Raw genomic sequence first — 20,505 nt, 5'->3', positions numbered from 1 at the left:
AAAAATATTATCTCAACAAAATTAACAATTTAATTTTAACAATTAGAATTTATTTGTCAAGTGTTGTAAATTGTATAATTAAAATAAACCTACTATCTCTCCATCATCTAATATATCCATTCTATTAGCAGCTGGTACTTTTGGTAGTCCTGGCATCGTCATTATATCCCCATTTAATGCCACTATAAACCCTGCACCATTTGATACTCTAACTTCTTTTACTGTAATCTCAAAATTTTCAGGTCTTCCTTTTAAAGCAGGATTGTCAGATAATGAATATTGAGTTTTAGCCATACATATTGGAAGTTTATCTAACCCAAAGCTTTCAAGTTCTGCTATTTGCTTTTTAGCATTTGCTGTAAAGGCTACTCCACTAGCCCCATAAATTTCTCTTGCTATTGTATTTATTTTCTCTTCAATGCTAGATTCTATTTCATATATAGGTTTAAATTTAGATTCTTCATTTTCTAATATATCACATACAGCTTCTCCAAGTTCTACTCCACCTTCTCCGCCTTTTGCCCATACATCAGATAAGGCTACCTTTACTCCAAGCTTATTACAATAGTCTTCTATGAACTTAACTTCTTCTTCACTATCTGTAACAAATTTATTTATAGCTACTACTACTGGAACATTATATTTCTTAATATTTTCAATTTGTTTTTCTAAGTTAGTAATACCTTTTGCCAACGCTTCAACATTTGGAACTCCTAAATCTTCTTTAGCAACTCCTCCATGATTCTTTAAAGCTCTAACAGTTGCAACTATAACTACACAGTTTGGAGTTAAGCCACCATATCTACATTTTATATCTAAGAATTTCTCCGCTCCAAGGTCAGCACCAAAACCAGCTTCAGTTACTACTATATCTCCAAGCTTTAATGCCATCTTTGTAGCAATTATTGAGTTACAACCATGTGCTATATTAGCAAATGGGCCTCCATGAATTATAGCAGGAGTATTTTCTAGTGTTTGAACTAAATTAGGTTTAATTGCATCCTTCATAAGCAATGCCATTGCCCCTTGAATTTCTAGTTGCTTTGCATAAACAGGTCTACCATCTAAATCATAAGCAACCACTATATTACCCATTCTTTCTTTAAGATCAGAAAGATCATTAGCTAAACATAAGATAGCCATAATTTCAGATGCAACTGTAATCATAAATCCATCTTCTCTTAAGAAACCATTTAATTTTCCACCAAGTCCAACAACTACACTTCTTAGAGCCCTATCATTCATATCTATAACTCTTTTAAATACTATTCTTCTTGAATCTATCTTAAGAGTATTACCTTGATGAATATGGTTATCTATAGCTGCAGCTAATAAGTTATTTGCACTAGTTATAGCATGCATATCACCTGTAAAATGTAAGTTTATATCTTCCATAGGAACTACTTGAGCATAACCACCCCCAGCAGCTCCACCTTTGATTCCAAAAACAGGTCCTAAAGATGGTTCTCTTAATGCTATCACTGCATTTTTCCCCATCTTACATAACGCTTGACCTAGGCCAACTGTAACTGTTGATTTACCTTCTCCTGCTGGAGTTGGGTTAATAGCTGTTACTAATACTAACTTACCATTTGATTTATCCTTTAACTTTTCAAAAACATCTAATGATATTTTGCACTTATACTTACCATATTGCTCTATATCATCTTCTGTTAAGTTTAACTTTCCTGCAATTTTTGTAATAGGCTCCATCTTAGCTTCTTGAGCTATTTGTATATCGCTTTTCATATAAACACACTCCTACCCAATAATTATTTCTTAAATCACGTAAATAAATTATACCACTTACCACTAATCAATCAAAGTTTTTTCGAACATTTTTGTCGTTATTTTAAAAATAATTCGTAATATCCTTAAATGATTCTTATATCGCTTTATTTTTTTCACAAATAATTCGTATATAAAATAAGGGATAGTCTTAAACTATCCCTTATTAATATTAATTTTCATTGAAAATCTTAACGAATTCTTCACCATCAATTTTTTCTTTTTCTAATAAAACTGCTGCTACAGCATGAAGCTTATTAATATTTTCAGTTAATAAATTTATAGCCTTATCATATGCTTCATCTATAAATCTCTTAACTTCCTTATCTATTTCAGCTCCAACTTCTTCACTAAAGTTTCTGCCATGGCCTAAGTTCTTTCCAAGGAATACTTCATTATTATCTGCACTATAAGATATAGTACCTAGTTTATCACTCATACCATATTCCATAACCATAGCTCTTGCTATAGCACTACATCTATCTATATCATTTTTAGCTCCAGTTGAAATATCTGATAAAATTATCTTTTCAGCAACTCTACCACCTAATAGTCCTACCATTTCATCTTTTAGCTTAGATTTTGATGTATATGATCTATCTTCTTCTGGTAAATGCATAGTGTAACCACCAGCCATACCTCTTGGTATTATACTTATTTCATGTACAGGATCACAATGTTCAAGTAATTGCATAACAACTGCATGACCTGCTTCATGATAAGCAGTAAGTCTTCTGTCACGTTCATTAATAGCTCTGCTCTTCTTTTCAGGTCCTGCTACTACTCTTGTGATAGCTTCCTCAAATTCGCTCATTCCTATTAACTTTTCACTTTTTCTAACAGCAAGTAAAGCTGCTTCATTAGCTAAGTTCTCTAAATCAGCTCCAACAAATCCTGGAGTTCTCTTTGCTAATACCTTTAATTCTACATCTTCAGATAAAGGTTTCTTCTTAGTATGAACCTTTAATATTTCTTCTCTTCCCTTAACATCAGGAGCTCCAACAACTATTTGTCTATCGAATCTACCTGGTCTTAATAATGCAGGATCTAATATGTCTGGTCTATTTGTAGCAGCTATCATTATAATTCCTTCATTAGCTCCAAAACCATCCATTTCAACTAATAATTGATTCAATGTTTGCTCTCTTTCATCATGGCCGCCGCCAAGACCTGCTCCTCTTTGTCTACCAACAGCATCTATTTCATCAATAAATACTAATGAAGGCGCACTCTTTTTAGCTTGTTCAAATAAATCTCTAACTCTTGATGCACCTACACCAACAAACATTTCAACGAAATCTGAACCTGAAATACTATAGAACGGAACTCCAGCTTCTCCAGCTATAGCTTTTGCTAATAAAGTTTTACCCGTTCCTGGAGGCCCAACTAATAAGACTCCCTTTGGTATTCTAGCACCCATTTCTGTATATTTAGACGGTTGTCTTAAGAAGTCTACTATTTCTTCTAATTCTTGTTTCTCTTCATCCGCTCCCGCTACATCGTCAAAAGTAACTCTCTTAGCATCTGGAGACATCATCTTGGCTCTACTTTTACCAAAATTCATAACGCCTCTTCCGCCACCTCCACCTTGAGATTGCTGAGTCATCATAAAGAAAAATACAAAGATTAATACCATAATTAATAATGTTGGTATTAAACTAATCCAAAGACTACTATTTGAGGGTTGTTTAAAATCTACTCTCACGTCATCCTTTGGAGCTTGAGACATTAACATTTGCACCATTTCGCTTGGCGCATATGTATTAAATTGCTTATCATCCCTAGTCTTTCCTGAAATTAACATCTTATCAGGATGAACCATAACACTCTCTATTTCGTCACTAACCCATTTTTGTTGAAAATCACTGTATGATATTTCATCTGCCATCTTTCCGCTATTCCACAGGAAGGTTGCAGATAAGAATAAAATTGCGATAAGAAATATCCATACTGTTGCACTTGAATATTTTTTCATTCAAGGCCCCCCTTTCTTCTAGTTTTTATTATATTGCCTTATTATATATAAGTTGTAGTAAAAATTCTATATTAAATTATTTTTTCTAGTATATAGTATTTAAGTAAAGTAATCACTTAGTCAACTTATATAAAGAAATTAAATAGTATATACACTTTCAATTTGATATATTTTATTAAAATATGCTTATTAACCTTAAAATTTATAAGTCTATAAGAAGTAAATTATTAATTGAAACATATATACAATACTTAATATTACTTTTTATATACTTCTTCCTTTAAAATTCCTACATAAGGTAAATTTCTATATTTTTCTGCATAATCTAATCCATACCCTACTAAGAATTCATCTGGAACTTCAAATCCACAATACTTTACATTAATGTCTACCTTTCTTCTTGCTGGCTTAGTTAGTAAAGTAACTATTTCTATGCTATTTGCTTTTCTTGCCTTTAGATATTTCAATAAATAATCTAAAGTAACTCCACTATCTATAATATCTTCTACTATTATTATGTCCTTACCTTCTACACTATGATCCAAATCCTTTAAAATTCTAACTACACCTGATGTCTCACTAGAATTCCCATAGCTAGATACTGCCATAAAATCAATTTCAACTGGAATTGTAATATTTTTTATTAGATCAGATGAAAATACAACTGATCCTTTTAAAATTGCTACTACTAGCAGGTCTTTTCCTTTGTAATCATTGCTAATTTCATTTCCTATTTCTTTAACTCTCTTAATAATTTGTTCTTCAGTAAGTAATACCTTTTCTATGTCTTTTATCATCTTTTTATCCCTTCCTAGCAAAAGTAATTTTTATAATATTTTTAGTTTCCTTAGTTATTTTAAACTTTTCAGAAACCTTATGCTCTACTAGCCAGGCTATTTCGTTATCAAAACACAAAACTGGAACTTCATCTCTTTTATCTACTGGTATTTTTAAGTCCATAAAAATATCTTTGACTTTTTTACTCCCCTTCATTCCTAATGGCAACATTTTATCGCCATTCCTTCTTTTCCTAATAACTAGCCTTTTCTCTATCTTATCATAATCAAAATATTTTATTAATACATTCTTAGAAAAATCTATATTATTTTTGTTCTTAATAACCTCAAAGGACACATTATAATTTTCATAACATGTATAAGTATTGTCTAATTCATCTTTATTTAATACAACTTCTTTATACTCTCTTATTATATTATCCTTAAACTTTAAATATATATCTCCATAAATATTTTCAGCTAATATATTATTAGTAAGATATATCCTCTTGTTAGTTGTATTTTTAGATAATTCTATAACATCATATATATGTTTCATTTCAAAATTATTATATTTACCTGTAAATTCAAAAAAGGCTTTCTTTACTACTCTTGATATAATTGCTCTATCTAATAAAAAAGCTTTCTTTGATATTATTAAAGCATTATTTGAAGTACTACAATATTTATTATAATTATCTATTGCTTCCTTCTCTAAAAAATCATTATCTACTTGAATTAAACTAGACATTCTGTTAATAGTATTAATTATATCTTTGTTAAAATTATCCTTCATATATGGAATAATATCTAACCTAACTTTATTTCTACTATATACATTCTCTAAATTACTTTTATCTATCCTCGGTTCTAGATTGTTAGAACTACAATATAGTTCAACCTCTTCTCTAGATAGACAAAGTATAGGTCTTATTACTCCACCTTCTCTTTTGCTTCTAATTCCACAAAGTCCTTCAATCCCTGTTCCTCTCATCATATTCATAAGAATAGTTTCTACTTGATCATTTGCATTATGAGCAACAGCAATTTTATTATATCCATTATTATTTTTTATAGTCTCAAAAAATTTATATCGTTCTTCTCTTCCAGCCATTTCATGAGATATATTTCTTTCTTTTGAAATCTTATCTATATCTATTTTTTTCACAAAGAACTCTATACTTAATCTTTCACATAAAGATTTTGCATACTCTTCATCTCCTACAGCTTCATCTCCTCTTAACATATGATTTACATGAGCTGCACCTATTGTAATATCTAAATCTTCTTTTAAACTATAAAGAACATTAAGTAAGCAAACAGAATCAGGCCCCCCAGATAGAGCAACTAGGATCTTATCTCCTTTTTCTATCAATTCATTTTCTATTATAAAATCCCTTACTTTATTCTTCACAATTATACTCCTTAGTAATTTTAATAATATAAATATAATAACCTTAACATCATCTTCTGTAAACAATAATTCTTAGTTAATTTTTACATTTTTAATTATATTTATATTTTCAAATTATCACTGGTTCAAATAAAAAGATGAGATATCTAACAATCCCATCTAAATTACTATCTTTTAATAAACTGAATAAAGTTTAGATACTAATACTGTCATATCATCTTTGACCTTTCCACCGCTTAAAACTATTGCCTTTTCCAGTATGTCATTAGCAAGAGCCGAAGGATTCGTATCAGCATACTCTAAATATTCTAGTAACCAATAATAACTTCCTATATTATTTTTATCTATATCTAAAACTCCATCACTTATAGATATAATAATATCACCATGCTTTAGTTTTTGCTTTTCTGAGCTATAATCTACATCATCTAATATTCCAAAAGGTAAGCTATTTGATTTAACTACCTTTATTTCATCTCCTCTCTTAATGAAGCTTACAACCCCGCCAATTTTTATAAACTCTACATCTCCTGTATATAAATCAACTACACTTAAATCCATAGTTGTAAATTTTTCATCTTCATTAAATTTCATAGCCATAATAGAATTAATAGTATTTATTGCAGTCTTTTCACTAAATCCACTCTCTATGAATTTTTGAATCAAATCAACTGCTAAGCTACTTTCTGTGCTAGCTTCTTCCCCAGAACCCATACCATCACTAATTATAGTTATATAAGTTCCATCATTATTATTAGAGAAACTATGGCTATCTCCAATAGCAGCTTCACCCTCTTTAGGCTTAGATGCTGCATAGGATGTCATATGATACTTCGGAGTCTCTTCTATTATAATTGTAGATTCTCCAGTTTCAGGATCAATTCTTACTCCATCATTAGCTATTGATACTGGTACTTTAACTAAAGTGTTTATTACAGGAATAATACTCTTTGCACAATACCTTTCACTATTAGAGCACTTAGTTATTACCTTTATCTTCATTCTTCCTCTTCTATCTAAATAAGAGAATACATCTATATAATCTACCTTACTTCTATTAAAGGCCTTCCTTAAAAGCTTATCTATCTCTGTGCAAATAGAAATATCCTTTTGGAAATCATTAATCATCCCATCCATAGTATCAGAGATATTATTCATATGATTAGCAATCATATTTCTACCTTCTGTTAACCTAGTCCTTAAAGCTTCATTTACAGTATAATTATTTACTATCTCTTGAGCATTTTTCATTAAACTTGTAGTTTTTACACATACCTTATCTAAAGTTGTAGGTAAATAAATCTCTTTACTTTCGCAACTACTTAATAATTCAGAGAAGCCTTCAAAAGTTGAATGTAAATTTCTATCCCAACACCTTTTTCTAAGCTCACAATTATAACAAACCCTATCTGCTAAACTCTCTACCATAGCAGAACCCTTACTATTTAAAGATAAAATATCATTTTCGCCTAAATTAATTATTGAATTAGATAAAGATGATAATATTGACTTCATAGAATTTAATCTATCTAAAAACTCTCCCTTAACCCCATTTATCCTATTATCATTTATTACCTCTATCTTCTTATCTTGATTAAACTCTTTACACATAGTATCTAATATAACCTTAGGCAATAACATAAACACCAATATAGATAATAATACCTCTATACCTCCATATATATTAAATGTATTTGAATACATCCAAATTATAAAATAAATTACAGCATACGCTGCAGATGAAAAGAATCTCCCAGTTTCTCTAAAGACTCCTATTATTAATCCACATAAACTATATAATGTAATAGCACTAATTATATCATTATTTGTTATTCCTATAATGAATCCCATCGCTACACCTATAGATGCACCTAGACCAGCTCCTCCTGCATATGCAAATACAGCTATTGTAACCAATGCTAGAATACTTCTTATATGAACATTGAATAAACTAACATCTCCTATACCTGCTATTAATAAACATATTAATATTCCTATACTTATCATTTCTTCTGTTGAGAAAAAATAATTACTTGAAAGTTCATCAATACATCTTAAAGAATAACTTATCATATACTTAACTGGGATTATACTAAAAGTTTTTAATAATGAAAAAACCAAATTAACTCCTAAAGGCTTATTATTAATTAACATATTATATATTATAAATACTGAAAAAATTAGAAAGAATGTCACCACATCTCTTTCCTTAATATTAATTTTTTTACATATTTCTATATAAGAAATTAATATTATGGCAGCAATGCAGTAAGAAGCAACTCCCTCTAAATTACTACCTATTGATAAGTATCCTGTAATAACTCCTATTAGTGATAATAAAGTATACTTCCCATTCTCACCCTTTGTGCCTATTAAGTATGCAATTCCAAATGGTGCTATTCCCATGTCAATAGTAGCTGATAATAATACTCTACTTAATAAAAATCCTATAACCAACGATGTTATAGCTCTTATGGGGGTCCCTTGAATTTTTAATTCCCTTCTTTTATTTTCTACTCTCTTATAAGTTGATATATCAACACCATATTGCATATCGTCTCCTCCAATTTCCATAAAATGTATTTTAAATTATATCATCTTAATTCAGAAATATATGTCACATGATGTATTAAAATTATTTTTTCTTGGGACAATAAATGCTATTTTTCTTTTTAGAACTATAAATAATATTGTTTATACTTATTGCTTATACAATTTCTTTATTTTCTTCTTGCTTTTATATCTCATTATTAAAGTTAATTTGTCATTATTAAAAATTTATTGGGGAACACTTTCAATCAATATAAGTAATATTATTAAATTTAACTTCATATAATATTGACTTCATATAAAGATATATTTTTTAAAGATTATCAAGAACGATCTTATTCATTAGAATTTATTTTAAATAGATATGAAAAGTTTTTATAAAATAAAAAAACAGTTACAAATAAATTGTAACTGTTTTGGTGCTGAAGACCGGAATCGAACCGGTACGGTATCGCTACCGCAGGATTTTAAGTCCTGTGCGTCTGCCTGTTCCGCCACTTCAGCGTATGGTAGCGGAAATAGGACTTGAACCTACGACACCTCGGGTATGAACCGAGTGCTCTAGCCAGCTGAGCTATTCCGCCATATGTTTGGTTGCGGGGGCAGGACTTGAACCTACGACCTTCGGGTTATGAGCCCGACGAGCTGCCAACTGCTCCACCCCGCGATATTATAAGTTGAATTTAGCTTGGTGCTGAAGACCGGAATCGAACCGGTACGGTATCGCTACCGCAGGATTTTAAGTCCTGTGCGTCTGCCTGTTCCGCCACTTCAGCGTATTATTTTCTGTCGCCCCTCAGCGACAAAATTAATTATATATTATGTTTTATATAGTGTCAACATCTTTTTTTGATTTTTATAATAAGATTTAAATTTAATATAATTACAAAAGGCTAATCGCCTAAGCAACTAGCCTTTTTGATAGATTTATATATTAAATTTATATGATGTCTAATTAATAATTATTAACTTCTTCTGCCACTTTTAGATTTGAAATCTTGCTTCTTCTTAACATCTTGCATTCTTTCTTCACTATCTTTTAAGAACCTTGACATTATATCTTCAAAATTTCCTGTATTTGTACTAGCTTTTTTACCTTCTGAGTTCCAGTCTATTTCTATAGGCTTAACTGACTTCTTTTGAACATTAGCTTGTTTTATTGATAAACTAATCTTCCCATTATCATCTATTGATATTACCTTAACCTTAACTTTATCTTGTTCATTAAGATGTTGTCTAATATCCTTAACAAATGAATCTGCTACTTCTGAAATGTGAACCAGCCCTGTTTTACCTTCTATTTCTACGAAAGCTCCAAAACTAGTTATATTAACCACTGTACCTTCTAATATGTTTCCTGCCATCAAGGTCATGTTACAAAGATTCCTCCTTAAAAATTAAATAATATATGTTATTTATAATAATAACCCCTTTTTAATAGTTTTAAAACATATTTATCAATTTTGCTTTTGGGAATTCACAACTTTTTCTCCTTCTTTAATCATCCCTAGTCTCTTTCTAGCTTGATATTCAAAATATTCATTAGAACCTGCTCTTTTAATATCTGCTTCTAATTTACTATTTTTATTCTCAAGCTCATCTAAATGTTCTTGACTATTAACAATATCCTCTTTTATCCTCTTAATTGTAATTTCCTGCTTAACATAATTAAAAACAAAAATTGCAAAAATAAAAACTATAACTAATCTTTTAAGAGTAATTTGCTTTTTGATTGCTCTCACCCTCTTTAAAATATATTATACAATATATTTTAATCACTATATACAATTTATTCAAGATATTTTTTAATGTTCATAAGTTTATCTATCTTTTTCCTGAAATACTGTAAAAAATTATCTTTATTGGATAAGTAATACCCTTAAATATTACTCTTATCATCTTTCCGACTATATCAATTAAGTAAAGTTCTAATTTTAAAACCTTTGGACTTATAAACTTTAAATAAATTATTAAAGTAATAATCATAAATACATATACATAAGGATTTAAGAAAGCATAATTCGTATAAAGTAAAAAAGTAAAAACAGCTAGAGAAGCAAATATCCAAAATAATATATCTTCAACTATAACAATTATCCTAGGCACTTTAGCACCTCTTATTATATTATATAAATCAAATAATGCTCCAACTATTATGCCTGATAAAATAGAATATAAAACTATATCAAATTGTACGTTAATAGGTAACGGCATATACTCACCTACTTAAATAATTTAGAAATTATACTTTCTTTTTCTTTTTTTACTTCCTTACTGCTATAGACTATGGAGGCTGTATTTCCAACTATTATTACATCACCATTTTGAACATCTAACTTATTCATTTTTAGTTCAGATCCCTTTATAGTTAAAAATCCTAGTTTTGTATTTAATAATATCTTTTCATCATCAAAACTAATAACTTCCTCAACCCCTGTGAGAATTAACTTTTTTCTGCTTTCTAATATTATATTACTTCTTGGTTCTTCAAGCTTATTTTCATTCTTCTTTTCCATTTTATCTCCTCCACATATTCTTTATAAAAATATATGAAAGAGACCTTCTATTTATTCTTTATCTTCTTCCCCTTCAAGAATCTCATACATTTCTTTAGCATTTTCTTTCTTAACATGTTCTGCAATATTAATTATTCTTGCTTTTAAAGATCTATTTGCAAATTGGATTTCTATAATATCTCCTTCTTTTATATTTGTAGAAGGTTTAGCTACCTTACCGTTTATAGATACTCTTTCCCCTTCGCAAACTTCCTTCGCTACAGTTCTTCTTTTGATTATTCTAGAAACCTTAAGATACTTATCTAATCTCATACTTATCTCCTTAAAAATCTTTTTACTAAAAGAACCCGAGAATTCTCGGGTTCTTAATATACTACTTATTTACTTTTTCTTTGAATTCTTTTCCTGCTTTAAATACTGGAACAGTTGAAGCTGGAATATTGATAGTTTCTTTAGTTCTTGGATTTCTTCCTTCTCTTGCAGCTCTTTCTCTTGTTTCGAAAGTACCGAATCCAACTAATTGTACTTTTTCACCTTTTTCTAAAGCTTCTTCAACGCTTTCGATGAATGCTTTTAATGCTAATTCTGCATCCTTCTTAGTTAATTTACTTTTTTCTGACATGCTAGTGATTAATTCTGCTTTATTCACAATTACATCCTCCTTAAATAACCCGTATATTTTAGTAGTTAACTATTTCTTCAAATATGTACTATAACTACATTCTCTTATTATATATCGTCTTTTAGAACTAGTCTATAACCTTATGAATATTTTGTTATAAAAGCTATTTATTACAATAAGTTATTTATAGTATAGTATAAACCACTATATATTATTCTTCAAAAAATTTATAAATCCTTCTTATTTTTTGTTATTTTCTTTACTTTTTGCTTTTTCCCATATCTCATCCATTTCTTCTAAAGTCATTTCTGTTAAATTCTTATTGTTTTTAATGGCTGTTTCCTCTATATAAGAAAATCTATTTATAAATTTTTTGATAGTTAAACTTAACGCTTCTTCTTCATCTATGTCTAATAGTCTTGCTACATTAACACATGCAAAGATCAAGTCTCCTACTTCACCTTTTATTTTTTCCTTATTATTGGATTTATATACATCTAATACCTCTTTTAATTCTTCTTCTACCTTTAATGCAGCATCTTCTATCTTATCCCAGTCAAATCCTACTTTTGCAGCCTTCTTTTGAACCTTGTGAGCTCTAATTAAAGAAGGTAATGCTCTAGCTATTCCATTCATTTCATCAGTAATAGTTTCAAAGTCTTTCTCTTTTTTCTTAAGTTCTTCCCAATTCACTAAGACTTCTTCACTATTCTCTGCTTTAACATCTCCAAAAACATGAGGATGTCTATATATCATTTTATTGCAGATAGAGCCTATTACATCATATATATTAAAATATCCATCTTCTTTCCCTATAGATGAATGGAAAACTATATGAAGTAAAACATCTCCAAGTTCCTCTATCAATCCATCAATATCATCTTTTTCTATACTGTCAACAACCTCATACGACTCTTCGACAATTTGATTTTTAATACTTTCATGAGTTTGCTCCATATCCCAAGGACAACCATCTTCACCCCTAAGCCTCTCAACTATTTCTACTAGGTCATTGAAGTCCTTTTTATTGTTTTCATCCCTTGGTATATAAATTGAAGTTAAATAATCTATATCTTCTTGCATATCAAGCTCATATATAGGAATTTTTCTTATAGATTCTTCACCCTTTATCCCTGCTGCTCTTACAAAGATTATTTCAGTTTCATCATTATAGTATTCAAGTAATTTAAGCTTAACTTCAGAAGCTATTAAATGATTATAAACTTGCGTAATTATTGTCCCTATCCTCTTATCTAATACTTGATTATTAATATCAAAGGCATCTATAACCTTAAGTCCTTCAATAGGATCTATTTTTAATACATCCATCATAGCATCTATAAAGCTTACTGCTGGAACTATCTCATATTTAATTTCTTTCTCTTCACATAAAGAAATCAAATTAAATACTGACTTTTCTGCAACTAAAGGATGCCCTGGAACAGCATATATTACACCCTCATCTTCATTATAGTTATTAACTATATCTTTAGCTATATTAGCATAAACCTCATCAAAACTTTCTGATTCTTCGTAATAATGGTCATATGTTTTAAATTCTCTAACTTTATCTTTTAAATAATCTACAGTTGGATGCTTCTCTGTTCTAAAAAAAATATTTTTACCCTCTTCTAATGCTCTAACAGCTCCAATAGTTAAAGCTTCTGGTGCTCCTGGTCCTAGACCTATTATCTTTATCATTAGGATCTCTCCTTACATCTAATTTTTTACTATCCTGTTTTTTATCTCATCTATACTAAATATTCTTAAGACTAATATTAGTATTCCATATATAATAATACCTAATAATATAGCTATTAAGCAAGAATAAGTATTGCTTTCCGTTCTATTATATACAAAAGTATATGAAAATACAGAAATTGCTATCATAACTACAGCTGCAATGCTTGGCTTAATAAATGTTTGATTAACTTTAAGCTTAAGTTTAAGCTTTCTCTTAATTGATATAATATTTAATATTGTGGATATAGTGTATGCAGCTATACTTGCAATAACAGCTCCATATATATTTATTTCTGGAATAGGCACTAAAAGATAAGTGAGTACAACCTTTACTATACAACCAATAAACAAGTTAATTATTGGCCTTATATAATGCCCTATGCCTTGCATTATAGATGTCGTAGTTTGAGTAATTATTATAAATGGAACTGATATAGATAAATATTTAAGTATTAATATGCCATCATATTTACCAGGAAAAATAACCATCATGATTGGTCCTGCTAAAAAATATAGCCCTAAAGTACAAGGCATGGCTATAAGCATAGATAATTTAATTGATAATTGAACCTTTTCTTGTAATACAACTTTTCTATTCATTATATAATTTTCTGCAATAATAGGAATTAAGGATGTTCCTAATGCCATAGATAAAGTTAATGGGATATTAGTAATAACATTTGCCTTACCTGTTAATTGAGCATATAAAACTGTAGCCATTTCTGATGCTAATCCAGATTGCAATAGCTTTTGTGGGACTAGTATAGAGTCTATCAAGCTCATAATAGTTCCAACAGTAGTTCCTAAAGAAATTGGAAGTGCAATTCTTAATATTGATGATAGCACTTCTGGATTACTCCTAACTTTTTTATTCCACATTTGCTTTTTTACTTTTTTATATTTTTCATAAAGATAACTTGCTCCTATTACTCCACCTGCTGCTGCTCCAAAAGCTGCTCCTCCTGCTGCAAATTCAATACCTTTAGGTAATAAGAAAATAGCAAGTCCCACACCGATTATTACTCTTCCAAGTTGTTCTAGTATCTGCGATACTCCTGAAGGCGTCATATTCTGAAAACCTTGGAAGAAACCTCTATATATCGTCATTATAGAAATAACAAATGGTGCAAAAGATATTCCAAGTAATGCATAGTAGGATTTCATATCCCATTGCACAAATTGTATTATTGGTTTAGCAAAGAAAAATAATATAAGGGTTGTACCAATTCCTAGTATCATCATTAGAAATGTAGACTCTTTAACTATTACAAATATTCCTTCTATATCACCCTTAGCCTTCTTTTCAGAAATCATTTTAGAAATAGCTACAGGAACTCCTGATGCCATAGCGACAAAGAACATATATAAAGGATATGACATTTGATAATAACCAACACCTTCATCACCAATTAGCATAATTAGTGGCCATCTAAAGAATAACCCCAGAAATCTTGCAACTATTCCTGTTATCCCCAATACCAAACTTGCTTTTATTAATGATTGTTTCTTCATAAAATACCTCCAAACTTAAATTGCTGTTAATAAATTTTTATTTTAAGTTTAGAGGTATTATTACTTTTATTGATAACTTTATATTTAATTAATTAGTTCTATTGTTCCATTTGTTTTCCTAAGAATGCAGAAGCTGTTTCTGAAAGCTTTAATTCTAATTCTCCAAGCTTTTCTCCTGACTCCTTAGATAATATAATAACAGCACCTATAGCATCACCTTCAGCTATTATCGGTGATATAACTTGACTCACATAATTGCCATTATCCTCATCACTATGTAATGGAATCGTTTTACTTTGTTCTGTAATTAGAACGGCTTTTCTCTCTTCCATTATCTCTTCTAATTCTGGGCTTACCTTTCTCTCAATGTAGTCCTTTTTAGAAGCACCACTTACTGAGATAAACGCATCTTTATCTGCTATTAAAACAATATGTCCAATTGCTTGTTGTAAACTTTCAGCATACTCTTTTGAAAAATCTGTTAATTCTCCAATAGGTGAATATTTCTTTAAGATTACTCCGCCTTCTCTATCAGTGAAAATCTCTAAAGGATCTCCTTCTCTAATCCTTAAAGTTCTTCTTATTTCTTTTGGTATAACAACTCTACCCAAGTCATCAATACGTCTAACTATCCCTGTTGCTTTCATTATTACGAGATACCTCCTTACATTTATAATAATTAGTTGCAATATTATTATTTGACTACTTAGAAATTTTATACCCATATAACCAAAATTTATAATAATATATATTTTATATTAAATTAAGTAGGAGTTTTTAACATATTATGCTCGTGACCTCGCAAGCTCCAAGTAATAAAATGTGCTGCATTTTATTAATGAAAGAATGAAAAATTAAAAAATGAAAGAATGATTATAAATAAAAGAGGTTTTGCACAGCAAAACCTCTTCCTTCATTCCTTCATTCTTTCATTACCTTAATTTTTTCATTTTAAGATTCTTCGCATTTTAACAAGAAAAACTCAGGTTTCCCTGAGTTTTTCTTGTTAATTATTAATTAAAGTCTATTTTCGTATGTTTTAACTTTAAAATCTTTTTTCCATTGCTCTACTGAGCTTTCATATAACTCATTTTTCTTTTCATTTTCTAAAGTTGTTTTTATAGATTCTTTAGCTTCATCTAAAGTCTTTTCTTTATAATCAGTAACTTTAATTATATGATATCCATAAGTGCTCTTTACTAAATCAGAAATTTCACCATCTTTTAACTTCTTAAAAGCATCTGTGAATTCTTGAACATAACTTGTTGTATCATAAGTTGTAACACCTAAGCTACCACCCTTTTCCTTAGTTCCAGTATCTTCAGAGAATTCTTTAGCTAAAGCTGCAAAGTCTTCACCATTAACTGCTCTTTCTCTTATTTCCTTAGCTTTTGCTTCATCTTTAATTAGAATGTGTGAAACATTAGCTTGCTTAAAGCTATCTAAATGTCCATCATAGTAAGCTTTTATTTCTTCGTCTGAAATATTTATATCCTTAAACAATTCATTTGTTACATTAGTTGTTGCTAGATTATTTTTAATACTTTCATTTAACTGAGCTGTATACTCATCTAAAGTTAGTTCAGCATCTTCTAAAGCTTTGTTGAAAGCCTCTTCTCCACCCAAGCTTTCCTTTAAACTTTCCATATATTTTTGAACTTCAGTATCTATTTCCTCTTGAGTAGGTTCTACATCAAGCTCTTGAGCCTTTTTAATCATAAGTTTTTGTTCAACTAAAAGATTTAACGCTTGAGTTCTTAATGTTTTAACTTGCTCAGCCAAATCAGGGTTAGTGTCATAGTCTTCACCGTATTGTTTTAAATAAGGGTCTGCTATTTCATCAACTTCTCCCCTTGTAACTTTAAGATCTCCAACCTTAGCTAAAACTGTCTTCTTAATTGCTTCTGGCGTTTTTTGAATCATTTCACAGCCTACAGCTGAAAAAGCAAATATACTTAGGGCTCCTGCAGCTATTATTTTTTTAAATCTAATCAATGATGTTCCCTCATTTCTATATAATTTGTTTTAATCCCTATAATTGTACATCAATAGTATATCAATATTGTGTCAGTTATTCAATTTATTAAATGAACTTTAAATATTTTTAATTAAGTTATCTAGCATCTCTTTAATCAATCCAAGCATGCCTTCTCTTTTTATCTCTGATAACCTTACTGCGAAATATGGCTTTTCTCCAAACATTAAGAATATCTTGTCTTTATAGTTCCCTAATAAGTTTTTGTATATATTATTTATATTACCTACTCCATCTGCAAAAATAAATCTTATTTCCTTAGGCATTTCTTTAACTTCTTCGATAGAAAGTTGTTTTGCCCTACTCTTTATATAAGCTATATCCATTAAGTTATATACTGGCTCTGGAATCTCTGAATATCTATCTTCAAGTTCTGATTTAATATCCATATAATCATCTAGTCCATCTATTGCAGCAATTTTCTTATAAACTTCAATCTTTTGAATTTCATCTTCAATATACGTTCCAGGTATATATGCATCAACCTTAATATCTACTGTTGTTTCAATTGGTTCTTTTTCAATTTCACCTTTAATTATCTTGATAGTATCTTCTAACATTCTACAGTACAAATCATATCCTATAGCAGCCATATGTCCATGCTGAGCTGAGCCCATCATATTTCCTGCTCCTCTTATTTCTAAGTCTCTCATGGCTATCTTAAATCCTGATCCTAGCTCTGTGAAGTCCTTAAGAGCTTTAAGCCTCTTCTCAGCAACTTCTGTTAAAACCTTATCTTTAGTGTACATAAAGTATGCATAAGCTATTCTATTTGATCTCCCTACTCTACCCCTTAATTGGTAAAGTTGAGATAGTCCCATTTTATCAGAATCGTGAATTATCATAGTATTAACATTTGGTATATCTATACCTGTTTCTATAATAGTTGTACATACTAAAATATCATATTCTCTATTCATGAAACTAATCATCTCTTTTTCTAACTGTCTTTCAGTCATCTGTCCATGAATTATTCCAACCTTGCATTCAGGAACCAGTTCACTAATATACCTAGCCATAGCATCTATGCTTTCAACTCTATTATAAACATAGTAAACTTGGCCTTCTCGATTTACTTCTCTTAATATAGCATCTCTAACTAGCTGATCATTTTGCTCAACTACATAAGTTTGTATTGGATATCTCTCTTCTGGAGGTGTTTCTATAACAGAAATATCTCTAGCTCCAGTTAAAGACATATGAAGAGTTCTTGGAATAGGGGTAGCACTTAGAGTTAAAACATCCACATTCTTTTTTAAACTCTTAATCTTTTCTTTTTGAGCAACTCCAAATCTTTGTTCCTCATCTATAATTAATAAACCTAAGTCTTTAAATACAATATCTTTAGAAACTAATCTATGAGTTCCTATTACTATATCAACATTTCCCTCTTTAGCGGCTTGTAATGTAAGTTTTTGTTCCTTAGCACTTCTAAATCTACTAATCATATCTATTTTAACTGGGAAATCTGAAAATCTCTTAAGCATATTTTTATAGTGCTGTTCTGCTAAAATAGTCGTTGGAACTAAGAAAGCTACTTGTTTCCCATCCATAACTGACTTAAATGCAGCTCTAACAGCAACTTCTGTTTTACCATACCCAACATCGCCACATAACAATCTATCCATAGGCTTATCAGATTCCATATCGCCTTTAATTTCCTCTAAGGATGTTAATTGATCAGGTGTTTCTTCAAATGGAAACTCATCTTCAAACTGTCTTTGCCATTCTGTGTCCTTACTAAATCTATACCCTTTAAGAGTTGCTCTTGTAGCATACAACTTAACTAAATCTTGAGCTATTTCATTTATTGATTTCTTAACCTTAGCTTTCGCCTTAGTCCATTCAGCACTTCCTAATTTATTTACCTTAGGAGTCTTTCCTTCACTACCTATATATTTCTGAACTAAATCTAATTGATCTACAGGAACATACAGCTTATCCCCTTTATCATAAACTATATCTAGGTAATCTCTTTTATGTCCCCCTACTTCAATCTGCTTTATTCCTTTATATACACCAACTCCATGATTTGCATGTACTACATAATCGCCAAGCTTTAATTCTGCAAAGCTCTTGATTTTACCTATACCTTTTTTCTGACTTTTTCTCTTAGATATCTTTCTTTTAGCTTCTCCAAATACATCTTTATCTGATATAATGCATAGTTTTAAATCAGGATATTCAAAACCTTTTAATAGGTTTCCAAAAGTGATAACTACTTCTCCAAATTCTATAGACTGTATGTCTTCTCTATAAGAGCTTTCTATTTCTCTATCTCTTAAAGTATTTACAAGTCTTTCCCCTCTAGTTCTAGTCCCAGATAAAATAAGAGTTTTGTATCCTTTTTCCTTCTTTTCTTTAATATCTTCAATTAATAGATCAAGTTGACCTTGATAACTATTTAATGTTAATGCATTAATATTATATTTAGCCATAGGCGATAGGAAATTGCTATTAGCATTAAATACATCTAAAGTTATTACTTTCTGATTATCTAATGTTTCAAGTAGCAATCCTCGTTCTAATAAAAGCCTATTTTGGGAAGGTAAAATCCCACCCCTTTGTAAGAAAGCTTCATAATTCTCGCTAAATTCAAAGTAACAACTTTCCAGTTTTCCTTCACATTTTTTTGTATCATCAATAACATATGTATAATTTTTTACATAGTCAAAAAAGCTATTTGTCTTTTCATAAAAGTATGGCAAATAACTATCCACAGTTTCAAAGGTAAGTAATTCAGTTAAAGATTCTATATTAGCTTTCACTATTTCTTCAAGCTTCCCTATTCTTTCCTTATCAGAACTTCCTTTAGCTTTAACTTCTTCAAATTCCTTTAAAATATTCTCTTTTCCTCTATTTAATGCTTCTTCATTTAATATAACTTCTTTAGCAGGAAATACTTCCATACTGTCAACCTTTTCAATACTTCTCTGTGATTCAGTATTAAAAGTCCTTATAGAATCTATAGTATCTCCAAAAAGCTCTATTCTATATGGATAAGTAGTCGTAGGTGGAAAAATATCCAGTATCCCTCCTCTTAAAGAGAATTCCCCTTTACCTTCAACGGCTTCAACTCTTTCATATCCACATTCTAATAGTTTCTGAGATAAAACTTTAAAGTCAACCTCATCATCAGGCTTCAATTTGAAGTTGTATTCTTCAAATAATGATCTAGGGGTATAAACTGATGTAAGAGAATCTATTGAAGTAACTATTATCTTTTTAGAGTCATTCAATATTTCTTTTATCACCTTTAACCTAGCCCATCTTATATCACCAGAAATAGCATCTATATTATAAAAAACCACTTCTTTTGCCGGGAAATAATATATATCATTCGTATAAAAACTTAGATCTTCATATATGTTTTTAGCTTCCATGTCACTATGTGTTAATATAACCATTGAGGAATCTACTTGTTCATAAATACCATATATTCCGTAACTTTTACCTGAATCAGATAATCCATTTATACTAATTGGATACTTTTTATTTTTAATGCTAGATATTATTTCATTAAAAGTAGAGTTTTCACTTAAGGGCTGCAATACTCCCTTTAATCTCATTAAAA

At 29.8% G+C, this 20,505-nt stretch carries 16 protein-coding genes and 4 tRNA genes; all 20 read right to left on the bottom strand.

Annotated elements, in window-relative coordinates; genetic code table 11:
• Window positions 1–78: 78 nt before the first annotated feature.
• Window positions 79–1,749, bottom strand: coding sequence for a formate--tetrahydrofolate ligase (locus GPX08_RS04810; protein WP_156625708.1), 1,671 nt, complete (start codon window positions 1,747–1,749; stop codon window positions 79–81).
• Window positions 1,750–1,960: 211 nt separating this feature from the next.
• Window positions 1,961–3,763: an ATP-dependent zinc metalloprotease FtsH gene (hflB, locus tag GPX08_RS04805; protein ID WP_156625707.1), complete on the bottom strand. Its 1,803-nt coding sequence runs from the start codon at window positions 3,761–3,763 to the stop codon at window positions 1,961–1,963.
• Window positions 3,764–4,020: 257 nt separating this feature from the next.
• Window positions 4,021–4,560, bottom strand: coding sequence for a hypoxanthine phosphoribosyltransferase (hpt, locus tag GPX08_RS04800; RefSeq protein ID WP_156625706.1), 540 nt, complete (start codon window positions 4,558–4,560; stop codon window positions 4,021–4,023).
• 4 nt (window positions 4,561–4,564) lie between these two features.
• Window positions 4,565–5,953: a tRNA lysidine(34) synthetase TilS gene (gene tilS, locus GPX08_RS04795; protein ID WP_156625705.1), complete on the bottom strand. Its 1,389-nt coding sequence runs from the start codon at window positions 5,951–5,953 to the stop codon at window positions 4,565–4,567.
• Between the two features lie 174 nt (window positions 5,954–6,127).
• Window positions 6,128–8,506 (bottom strand): stage II sporulation protein E, encoded by a 2,379-nt coding sequence (spoIIE, locus tag GPX08_RS04790; protein WP_156625704.1) that lies wholly within the window; start codon window positions 8,504–8,506, stop codon window positions 6,128–6,130.
• Window positions 8,507–8,920: 414 nt separating this feature from the next.
• Window positions 8,921–9,007, bottom strand: a tRNA-Leu gene (locus GPX08_RS04785).
• Between the two features lie 3 nt (window positions 9,008–9,010).
• Window positions 9,011–9,087, bottom strand: a tRNA-Met gene (locus GPX08_RS04780).
• A 7-nt stretch (window positions 9,088–9,094) separates the two neighbouring features.
• Window positions 9,095–9,170: transfer RNA gene (locus tag GPX08_RS04775), tRNA-Met, on the bottom strand.
• 22 nt (window positions 9,171–9,192) lie between these two features.
• A tRNA-Leu gene (locus tag GPX08_RS04770) sits at window positions 9,193–9,279 on the bottom strand.
• Window positions 9,280–9,468: 189 nt separating this feature from the next.
• Window positions 9,469–9,876: an RNA-binding protein S1 gene (locus GPX08_RS04765; RefSeq protein ID WP_156625703.1), complete on the bottom strand. Its 408-nt coding sequence runs from the start codon at window positions 9,874–9,876 to the stop codon at window positions 9,469–9,471.
• An 84-nt stretch (window positions 9,877–9,960) separates the two neighbouring features.
• Window positions 9,961–10,245 (bottom strand): septum formation initiator family protein, encoded by a 285-nt coding sequence (locus GPX08_RS04760; RefSeq protein WP_156625702.1) that lies wholly within the window; start codon window positions 10,243–10,245, stop codon window positions 9,961–9,963.
• An 82-nt stretch (window positions 10,246–10,327) separates the two neighbouring features.
• Entirely contained in the window at window positions 10,328–10,717 is a 390-nt protein-coding gene (yabQ, locus tag GPX08_RS04755) for a spore cortex biosynthesis protein YabQ (RefSeq protein ID WP_156625701.1), read from the bottom strand.
• An 8-nt stretch (window positions 10,718–10,725) separates the two neighbouring features.
• Window positions 10,726–11,019, bottom strand: coding sequence for a sporulation protein YabP (gene yabP / locus GPX08_RS04750; RefSeq protein ID WP_156625700.1), 294 nt, complete (start codon window positions 11,017–11,019; stop codon window positions 10,726–10,728).
• Window positions 11,020–11,070: 51 nt separating this feature from the next.
• Window positions 11,071–11,331: an RNA-binding S4 domain-containing protein gene (locus tag GPX08_RS04745; RefSeq protein WP_156625699.1), complete on the bottom strand. Its 261-nt coding sequence runs from the start codon at window positions 11,329–11,331 to the stop codon at window positions 11,071–11,073.
• 61 nt (window positions 11,332–11,392) lie between these two features.
• Entirely contained in the window at window positions 11,393–11,668 is a 276-nt protein-coding gene (locus tag GPX08_RS04740; protein WP_016206851.1) for an HU family DNA-binding protein, read from the bottom strand.
• A 213-nt stretch (window positions 11,669–11,881) separates the two neighbouring features.
• Complete coding sequence (gene mazG / locus GPX08_RS04735) at window positions 11,882–13,342, bottom strand: nucleoside triphosphate pyrophosphohydrolase (RefSeq protein ID WP_156625698.1); 1,461 nt, start codon at window positions 13,340–13,342, stop codon at window positions 11,882–11,884.
• Window positions 13,343–13,360: 18 nt separating this feature from the next.
• Window positions 13,361–14,896: an oligosaccharide flippase family protein gene (locus GPX08_RS04730; RefSeq protein ID WP_156625697.1), complete on the bottom strand. Its 1,536-nt coding sequence runs from the start codon at window positions 14,894–14,896 to the stop codon at window positions 13,361–13,363.
• A gap of 98 nt (window positions 14,897–14,994) precedes the next feature.
• Window positions 14,995–15,543, bottom strand: a complete 549-nt coding sequence (spoVT, locus tag GPX08_RS04725; protein WP_156625696.1) for a stage V sporulation protein T — start codon at window positions 15,541–15,543, stop codon at window positions 14,995–14,997.
• A 370-nt stretch (window positions 15,544–15,913) separates the two neighbouring features.
• Window positions 15,914–16,891: a peptidylprolyl isomerase gene (locus tag GPX08_RS04720; protein ID WP_156625695.1), complete on the bottom strand. Its 978-nt coding sequence runs from the start codon at window positions 16,889–16,891 to the stop codon at window positions 15,914–15,916.
• Window positions 16,892–16,990: 99 nt separating this feature from the next.
• On the bottom strand, window positions 16,991–20,500 hold the full coding sequence (mfd, locus tag GPX08_RS04715) for a transcription-repair coupling factor (RefSeq protein WP_156625694.1): 3,510 nt from the start codon (window positions 20,498–20,500) through the stop codon (window positions 16,991–16,993).
• Window positions 20,501–20,505 lie beyond the last annotated feature (5 nt).

Source organism: Clostridium tertium, assembly GCF_902652255.1.
Lineage (GTDB): Bacteria > Bacillota > Clostridia > Clostridiales > Clostridiaceae > Clostridium > Clostridium tertium_A.
The sequence above is the reverse complement of the archived record's forward strand: the minus strand, read 5'-3'. Positions and strand labels throughout refer to the sequence as shown.

Excerpts from the sequence above, each read along its gene's own strand:
- GPX08_RS04810 (WP_156625708.1), bottom strand. The coding sequence starts at position 1,749 with ATGAAAAGCGATATACAAATAGCTCAAGAAGCTAAGATGGAGCCTATT.
- hflB (WP_156625707.1), bottom strand. The coding sequence starts at position 3,763 with ATGAAAAAATATTCAAGTGCAACAGTATGGATATTTCTTATCGCAATT.
- hpt (WP_156625706.1), bottom strand. The coding sequence starts at position 4,560 with ATGATAAAAGACATAGAAAAGGTATTACTTACTGAAGAACAAATTATT.
- spoIIE (WP_156625704.1), bottom strand. The coding sequence starts at position 8,506 with ATGCAATATGGTGTTGATATATCAACTTATAAGAGAGTAGAAAATAAA.
- GPX08_RS04765 (WP_156625703.1), bottom strand. The coding sequence starts at position 9,876 with ATGACCTTGATGGCAGGAAACATATTAGAAGGTACAGTGGTTAATATA.
- yabQ (WP_156625701.1), bottom strand. The coding sequence starts at position 10,717 with ATGCCGTTACCTATTAACGTACAATTTGATATAGTTTTATATTCTATT.
- yabP (WP_156625700.1), bottom strand. The coding sequence starts at position 11,019 with ATGGAAAAGAAGAATGAAAATAAGCTTGAAGAACCAAGAAGTAATATA.
- GPX08_RS04745 (WP_156625699.1), bottom strand. The coding sequence starts at position 11,331 with ATGAGATTAGATAAGTATCTTAAGGTTTCTAGAATAATCAAAAGAAGA.
- mazG (WP_156625698.1), bottom strand. The coding sequence starts at position 13,342 with ATGATAAAGATAATAGGTCTAGGACCAGGAGCACCAGAAGCTTTAACT.
- GPX08_RS04730 (WP_156625697.1), bottom strand. The coding sequence starts at position 14,896 with ATGAAGAAACAATCATTAATAAAAGCAAGTTTGGTATTGGGGATAACA.
- spoVT (WP_156625696.1), bottom strand. The coding sequence starts at position 15,543 with ATGAAAGCAACAGGGATAGTTAGACGTATTGATGACTTGGGTAGAGTT.
- mfd (WP_156625694.1), bottom strand. The coding sequence starts at position 20,500 with ATGAGATTAAAGGGAGTATTGCAGCCCTTAAGTGAAAACTCTACTTTT.